The sequence below is a fragment of the Mesorhizobium sp. M4A.F.Ca.ET.022.05.2.1 genome (assembly GCF_003998845.1).
GTDB lineage: Bacteria > Pseudomonadota > Alphaproteobacteria > Rhizobiales > Rhizobiaceae > Mesorhizobium.
Window position 1 is genome coordinate 1 of record NZ_RZOJ01000420.1, and the last position, 5,240, is coordinate 5,240.

Annotated in this window: 6 protein-coding genes and 2 pseudogenes; 4 read left to right on the forward strand and 4 right to left on the reverse strand. The window is 61.4% G+C overall.

Annotated elements, in window-relative coordinates:
- Positions 1 to 136, forward strand: a pseudogene (locus EN745_RS37700) (MoaD/ThiS family protein); the annotation flags it as partial.
- A gap of 127 nt (positions 137 to 263) precedes the next feature.
- Here EN745_RS37700 and EN745_RS29370 read toward each other — a convergent pair.
- The 4 genes from EN745_RS29370 to EN745_RS29385 form a co-directional block, all read right to left on the reverse strand.
- Positions 264 to 854, reverse strand: a complete 591-nt coding sequence (locus EN745_RS29370) for a hypothetical protein (protein ID WP_145992193.1) — start codon at positions 852 to 854, stop codon at positions 264 to 266.
- A gap of 129 nt (positions 855 to 983) precedes the next feature.
- Positions 984 to 1,259 carry a helix-turn-helix domain-containing protein gene (locus tag EN745_RS29375; protein WP_348628235.1) on the reverse strand — a complete coding sequence of 92 codons (276 nt, stop codon included), beginning with the start codon at positions 1,257 to 1,259 and terminating at the stop codon, positions 984 to 986.
- Positions 1,260 to 1,706: 447 nt separating this feature from the next.
- Complete coding sequence (locus EN745_RS29380) at positions 1,707 to 2,165, reverse strand: DOPA 4,5-dioxygenase family protein (protein WP_127422857.1); 459 nt, start codon at positions 2,163 to 2,165, stop codon at positions 1,707 to 1,709.
- A 146-nt stretch (positions 2,166 to 2,311) separates the two neighbouring features.
- A complete protein-coding gene (locus EN745_RS29385; protein WP_189363192.1) occupies positions 2,312 to 3,292 on the reverse strand; it encodes an EamA family transporter in 981 nt (326 codons plus the stop codon).
- Between the two features lie 310 nt (positions 3,293 to 3,602).
- Between EN745_RS29385 and EN745_RS29390 the strand changes: the two genes are divergently transcribed.
- The 3 genes and pseudogenes from EN745_RS29390 to EN745_RS29400 form a co-directional block, all read left to right on the forward strand.
- Positions 3,603 to 3,962, forward strand: coding sequence for a hypothetical protein (locus EN745_RS29390; protein ID WP_126056094.1), 360 nt, complete (start codon positions 3,603 to 3,605; stop codon positions 3,960 to 3,962).
- Between the two features lie 132 nt (positions 3,963 to 4,094).
- Positions 4,095 to 4,949, forward strand: a complete 855-nt coding sequence (locus tag EN745_RS29395; RefSeq protein ID WP_189363193.1) for an alpha-1,2-fucosyltransferase — start codon at positions 4,095 to 4,097, stop codon at positions 4,947 to 4,949.
- Positions 4,950 to 4,959: 10 nt separating this feature from the next.
- Positions 4,960 to 5,240 (forward strand): annotated as a pseudogene (locus tag EN745_RS29400) (hypothetical protein); the annotation flags it as partial.

A 5,240-nucleotide genomic window follows, 5' to 3' on the forward strand; every position in this document is an offset into this window, starting at 1 on the left:
GTATCCCACCTTCGAGCCGCTGATCGATCGCGGCATCGCTGTCGCGATCGACGGCACGATCTATCGGGATACGTGGTCGAAGGAATTGCCTGAGGGGGCGGAGATTTTTCTGCTGCCAAGACTGGCGGGGGGATAGGCCGGCAGCCGACCGCCCCCGCATGGCCAGTCCATCCGGCTCGCCACGAGGCCTTGCTCCTGCTTTCACAGATTTCGCGCGAGTTAGATCCGGTGCTGGTCGTCGCCTCGACCCAGCTTTTACGTCCCTATAGGCCCGCAAGGGCCTGAGCGGTAAGCAGCCGAGCGACCAAACGGTACTGCTCTACGAGGAAATCCTCATTGGTGAACCACTCGGCATAGGGCGCCATGCGAACGCCCTGCGCTTCAGCATCCTTGATTTGGCTGGCGCCGGCGAACATGAGCCGTTTGCCGTCCGATGAACGAACCATCTCAGCGCTGACGGTCATCGCAATGCCTCGCCCATCGCCGACTGGTACGCTCAATGCGTTGTAGACATTGATCTTCAGCTTGGCGGAGGCGCCCGATGCCGCGTCTGTTACGCGATATCCCTTGCTAATAAGGTCTTCCTTCGCCTGACTCTCGATGAGCTCGCGGAGATTTGTGCGCGTGTCCACGATCTCTTGAAGACGAGAAGTAGCCTCTGATACCGTGGCGGGCACTTTCCCGGAACTTGCATTTGCCTCACTTGAATTTGGCGCAAAGACAGAGGCTTTCGACAGCTGCACAGGCTCCACGTAGACGGAGCCCATGGAGGCCTTGCTCTGCGGGTCAATGGAGGACGAGACGCAAGCGGTAAGAGCAACCGCTGCAAAGACAACAAGACTGCGGCGAAGCACTGGAATCTCCAAATTTTCAAAGTCGATTCGCCATACTACGGAACCGGCAATTCGGGGAGTACCGCACACGTTGCGACAAACTGGTCGTTTAGCGCGGACTGCGATCCGGACCGATCGGAACTGCGAACCTCAGCGATAATTTTGGTGCTTTGGGCCCGACGCTTGTGGTGTCACTGACAAGTCGCCTGCGGCGCAGCGCAGGCCGCCCCGTCTGCCGTGAGCGAGCGCGCGAACAGAATTTGGAGCCTCTCCAAAATGCTCGCGGAAGGTTTTTGAAAAATGCGAAGGAGACTCAAAGCCGCAGGCAACGGCGATCTCCAGGATCCGCAGTTCGGTCGAATCCGGCAGCTGCGGCGAAGCGCCCTCTTCGGTAGCTCGCGACAACTTTCGCCGGCGTCCACTCAAGGCCGCGCCATGCGATCCAAAGCAAGACGGCTTGACCGGCGAAGCCGACGACGATCGAAGTAACAGCTATCCCCGAGATGATATCGGAATCCATGTTCGCGAGCCCCCGCTTCGCTTAATTTACAAGTTGAAGTATTGGGCTGACTCACGTGGGAGTCGAGGGCCAACATCTATCTCAAATGGACTAAGCCGAAAGGGGTATATTGAGACCGGCGAAGCAGTCTAAAGAAATTCCAGAAAGCGCAGCGGCTTTTCGTCCGGAATTGTGTCAAGACAAATGCGCAAAACGGGTCGGCGATTCCGCCAAGAGCTGCAAGGCTGTAGCCAAGCGTGCTACGATTGCGCCTGCTGCGTCTTGATGATGCGATGTCGCCAGCTTAAGCGCCAAGCCAAGGAGCCCGGCGATCCTGTTCAATCAGACCTGCCCTCTGTCGGACTGACGCCGCCCTAGGCCCCCAGCGTCGGCTCCGTATTCACCTCCAGTGCCTCCTCCGCCTCATCTTCGTCCCCAAGCACCTCGCCGTTCACACCCAGCGGCCGGCCGATCCAGATCGGGTCGATCAGATGGTCGCGCTTGGGGTTGGTGGTGTTGGGGTGGATGAGAATGCTCAGGCCGCCGTGGTTCAACATCAGCCATGGCACCAGCGTAGCGAAGAGCTCGTTGGCGAACGAGACCTGGTACATCGCCTGCTGATGCGGGCCGACCGGCTCGTCGCGCCAGTTGCCGAGGCGCACGCGGAAACGTTCTGCGATGCGAAGCCGCAGCCATTCGGCATGCCGCCGCTCAGGCTGCCCGGCATAGTAGATATGGGCGTGATAGCTGGCGATCTCCGCGAGTGTTCTTGGACTGGCTTTTTCGTTCACCGGATGCTCCCCTTCGATTGATGTCGCGCCCCATCGCCTCATCATATCGATGATGCAGGGATTGTGGAATCTCCGGCCGCTCGAAGGATCGCAAATGGCGGCGCCCTCTCCGTCTCGGCTTCGCCGAGCCAGCCCGCTCCCGAAGGGGCCAGGAGCCCAAGCTTATCGAAGCGCAATTGCGGACGGCTTCACGTTTTTCCCGGGATGGGCTTGACCACCGTGGCGAGCACGATGCCGGCCACGATGAAGACAGCACCAACCAGGTCGTAGTCATGCAGGTTCTCGCCGAGCAGCAGATAGGCCAGTATCGCGACGAACACCGTCTGCAGGTAGAGCAGCATGCTCGCTCGGCTGGCGCCGAGCGTCTCCACGCTTCGGTTGTAGAGATAGTACATCAGCGCGCCGCCCGGACCCGCCAGATAGGCGAGCGCGAGCAGGCCGTTGATGGTCATGGCCGAGCGTTCGTCGTTGAACAGTTCCCACAGATGGAAGGGCAGGGCGACCAGCGCGCCGGCGCCAAGCAGCAGAACCACCAGCGGTAGCAGCTCGAGGCCGAATTTGGAACGGCGCAGCAGCACGGTATAGAGACCCCAGCAGAACGCGCTGCCGACGATCCACAATTCGCCGGGATTGAACCGGAGCTGAAGCAGCGCCGTCAGGTTGCCGTGCGCGACGATGACCATCATCCCGGCAAGCGCCGCCAGCGCGCCGAGCGACTTCCAGAGCCCGAGCGGCTCGCCAAGCACAAAACGGGCGAGCACCATCGTCATGACCGGCGACAGCGCCATGATGATGCCGGCCGTTGTGGCGTCGGTGTCGTTGAGGCCGTGGTAGATCATGCCCTGGCAAAGCGTCAGGCCGATCGCGCCGACGACGACGATCTCCACCGCGCGGGTTTTGAGCAGCGTGATCATCGCGCCGTGATGGCGGTGCACGATCGGCAGCAGGATGGCTGAGGCGAGCGCAAGCCGCCAGAAGCAGAGGCCCCAGGGCGGCATTTCCGGCGCCACCCATTTGGCCGCGATGTAGACGCCGGCCGAAAGCAGCCAGCACAGCACGGCGGCCGGATAGCCGGTCAAGGACGATAGAGTCGGGGAGGATCCGGTCGAGGAGGATATCGTCCCGACGGCGGGCTGATCTCCTGGATGGGATATCGGTATTGCCAGCATGCCATGTCTCCCGTTGAAGAAACGTCAGCCAAAGCCGGCAATATATCACTGCCTTTGAATGTTACATCTCACAAGAATAGTCATGCGTAGGAGGCGCAATCTTTCCAGGCCCGAGCCGCCGGTAATGTCGCGCCCAGCCTGCCGGCAATGCGCGCCCAGCCCGATCACGATGCTCGCTTATCTCAGCCGCAAGTTCTGAGCCGGGCGACCAACGACGATAACCCTGTTTCTCGCTGCCTCGTCCAAGCCCGCGCCTTGTGGAAGCAAGCGATCTGTGGTTTCTCCGCGATGCTTTAGGAAAGGCTTGTGGATGAGAATTGCAGTGCTTGTCGTGCTGGCGGCGACTTTGGCCGGGTGTGTGACCTCTCCGGTCGACTATGAAACGTCGCTTTCGCAGCAGGACCCGAAATGGGCGTCGCCGGAATGCCAGAAAGCCCGCATGGATGCCTCGAACTACGCCGCTCGCGAAAAGGAGCACCCCGGCTGGGGCTTCGGCGTCCTGCTTGGCCCGTACAGCATGGGGCTGGTGGCGGCCATCAAGGAGCACGAGCAGAAGCAGCGAAAGCTGTTCGCCCGCGAGGTGCACTTGAACTGCTCGAGCCTGCCGCTGCCGAAGGACCTGGAGAGCGATTCCCGGGACGCGATCGCAGTTCAGACAAAATATCCCTAGACTGCACTGGGCCCCGATACGCGACGACAAGCACGGCTTGCGTATCAGACGATCCTCACGCGATTATTCCAGCGCACAATGCCGGGATCGCGATCGACAGGCTCGATCCGGTGCCGGCTTCAAGGGGGTTCGATGCGGCGTGTACCGATCGTCATGCGGCCGCTTGGCGGCATGGGAAACAGGATGTTCCAGTACATGTTCAGCCATGTGCTGGCCGGGCGCATTCCCGGCGGCTATGTCTGCAACGCCGATCTGCCGGAATGGTCCATCGCCAAGCTGCGGCCGCCTCTTGTGTGGAGATACCGGGCGCTTCGGGTAGAAGGCTATCATCGCTACGATCTCGACACGATCGCTGCCGCGTTCCGTGAGAAACGCGCGCGGAGCATCCTGTTCAAGGGCTTCGCACAGAGGTTGGGCTATTACGATCGAATGGAGGTTTCCGGGTTTTTCGACGGGCGTGCAGTCGATGCGCCGACCTATGGCGACGAATTCCTCGTCATCCATGTGCGGGCCGGCGATATACTCGACGGCTCCCACCGCAACTACTGCCCGATGCCGTTCGCCTTCTTCGAGACCCTTAGCCGGGACAGTGGCCGCAAGCCGGTCTTCGTCGGCCAGGTCCATGACGACAATGATTATTGCCGGCGCCTGCGCCAGCGCTTTCCCGATGCCGCCTTCGCGCCGAAGGCATCGCCGTTGACTGATTTCGAGACGCTGCGCCGGGCAAGCCATGTCGTCGCGTCGGTAGGCAGCTTTGCCTGGCTGGCCTGCTGGCTGTCGTCGGCGCGCACGATCCACCTGCCGGTGGCCGGCATCCTGGATCCGGCGATCAGGCCGGACATCGACCTGCTTCCGCCTGGCGACGCACGCTACCGCTTTCATAAGTTGGACATCGGCGACTGGACAGCGTCCGCCGAGCGGCTCGCGGCCTTCTATGGCGATGCGATCAAGTTTCGGCAGATCGAACTTCGGCAATTGGCACGATGAAAGAGTTGCGATGAGATTTCCGCTTTCGGTCGACAGGCCCGTGATCTGCGCGATCATGAAGCTGGAGCAACCCTATGTGATCGAATGGACCGCGTGGCACAAGCTGCACGGTTTCGATCTGATGATCGCCGACAATTGCGTCGCCGGGCCGCAGACGGCGGTGCTTTCGGCGTTGCGCGACGCCGGCTGGATCGAGCTGGTCGACTGGCGGCACGATCGGCTGCAGCCGCAGCGGCGGGCCTATTCGCACCTCTACTGGCGGGGACTGTTTCCAGGGTATCCCTATTTCCG

Bases quoted from the DNA above. Each gene is read 5' to 3' on its own strand.
- EN745_RS29380 (WP_127422857.1), bottom strand. From the start codon at position 2,165: ATGAGGCGATGGGGCGCGACATCAATCGAAGGGGAGCATCCGGTGAAC.
- EN745_RS29395 (WP_189363193.1), top strand. From the start codon at position 4,095: ATGCGGCGTGTACCGATCGTCATGCGGCCGCTTGGCGGCATGGGAAAC.
- EN745_RS29385 (WP_189363192.1), bottom strand. From the start codon at position 3,292: ATGCTGGCAATACCGATATCCCATCCAGGAGATCAGCCCGCCGTCGGG.
- EN745_RS29390 (WP_126056094.1), top strand. From the start codon at position 3,603: ATGAGAATTGCAGTGCTTGTCGTGCTGGCGGCGACTTTGGCCGGGTGT.